This is a genomic window from Eudoraea sp. (assembly GCF_049665975.1).
Taxonomy (GTDB): Bacteria; Bacteroidota; Bacteroidia; order Flavobacteriales; family Flavobacteriaceae; genus Eudoraea.
Genome location: NZ_JBATGR010000451.1, coordinates 1 through 1,998, shown reverse-complemented (window position 1 = coordinate 1,998; position 1,998 = coordinate 1). Strand labels below are relative to the sequence as shown.

Sequence of the window (1,998 nt, the reverse complement as noted above, 5' to 3'; positions counted from 1 at the left end):
ATTAGACAAACCAACGGATATGGACTTTACCATTTCCAGTATAGATTGTTTAACCAGTAGCGCTTCGGTTACCGTTGCTGTTACCGATGGTGCAGCACCCTATAACTACGAAATTATTGCCCCGGCGATCAGTGCAATTAACAATGGGAACAATCCTGTTTTTACCGGTCTGGGACTGGGAACTTATACTTTTAGGGTAACTGATAATGCAGGGTGTAGCTATGACGAAGTCTTTGCTATTACTGATATTAGTTCTATTGCGGTCCAGGCGCAGGCTACAAAAGTTGTTACATGTGTAGGAGACAGCGATGGCGAAGGCCGTTTCCTGGTAGATGGGTTTGATACTACTTACCGCTACCAGATTGATGCAGGTCCGGTATTTAATGGACAATCAGCTGGAATAATAAATGTTACAGGATTAACAGCAGGTAGTTATACTATTACGGTTACAGATGAGGACACTAATTGCGCGGATACGGCAACTTTGGTGATTCAGGAACCGGCTGTGGCATTTGCTATAACCAGCCTTAATGTTACCCCTATGAGCTGTCAGAATGGTAATATTGGTAGTGTTACAATTAATACCGCTGGTGGTTGGGGTGGTAACCGATACACCTTAATTCAACCGGACTTAACACCACGAGGACCAAAAAATGGAAATACCTTTTCAAACCTGTCTCAAGATGGCTTGTATCAGGTAAGTGTAACCGATGCCAATGGTTGTACAGTTACGGATAGTTTTACACTAACAATTTTAAATTCCCCTACAATCAGTTTAGATGCAGCTGCTTCAGATTTCTGTTATGACAATGTAGATGCGGCTACCCTTGCAGTGAATGCAGTTGGTGGTCTTCCACCATATCAATTCAGAGTTAATGGCGGGCCTTTAGGTGGCGCAAGTACTTTTATCAATCTAACACCGGGCAACTACAACATTGAGGTAATAGATGCCAATGATTGTCGGGATAATATTACTCTGACCATAGAACCCGAAATTACAGCTAGTGGCACTATAATCAGGCCATTAACTTGTGGAGGTATTTCTGCACAGATCCAGGTAAATATTTCTAACGGATACCCTTCAGCTGGTGACTATGACATCTATGAAGTAAGAATTGCTGGTGCTCCTTATACCTCAAATTCAAATAATATTACCGGAAATTCCTTTATCTATGATATTCCCAATGGATCTATTTTGGTACCAACTACTTATCAGTTTTTGGTTACCGACAGTCAGGGATGTACGACAGAAACTAATGTAGTTACTATTGATCCTCCGGAGAGTATTGTAGGATCGGCAAATCCAACAGATACTACCTGCGGCGATAATAACGGTATTATAACCCTGGTACCCGATACTAATTTTGGAGTACCACCGTATGAATATAGTGATAACAGCGGGGCCACATTTAGTTCACAAAATATATTCTCTGGTTTTGCACCGGGAGTCTACAATACATTTATGATCAGGGATAGCCGTGGCTGTGTAACTCCGTTATTGTCTGCCACAATTAATGCCAGCGTTCCAATCGATGCCACAATTGCCGTTACCGATGCGGTATGTGCAGCCGGAACAGTTGAAGGGATCATTGATGTAACTGGAGTGGCAAACGGATCAGCTAATTATACCTATACCTTATTAGATATTAATGGGAACACAGTGGCTACTGTAGGCCCCACTGCGGCTACATCGGCCAATTTCCCCAACGTAATTCCAGGTACCTATACCGTTGTTACACAAGATGCTTCGGGCTGTGAGGACAGGGATATAGTAACCATTTCGCAAAATCAGATTACCATTACTCCTTTAGATGTGCCACCGGCTAATTGTACAGATCCTTGGATTACATACAGATTTCAGGCTAGTGGAGGTACGGCTCCATATCTTTTTGGATTGGTAGGTGATCCACTTGTACTGGCCAATGTCAACGGGATCGACACCCATGATTTTGCAGGACAGGTGACCTTTGGAGTAACATATTTTATTCAGGTTCAGGA

1 pseudogene is annotated in these 1,998 nt (G+C 42.7%); it reads left to right on the top strand.

Annotation, left to right across the window (positions count from 1 at the left end):
* Positions 1–19 precede the first annotated feature (19 nt).
* A pseudogene (locus WBN20_RS14775) lies at positions 20–1,998 on the top strand (Two component regulator three Y domain-containing protein); the annotation flags it as partial.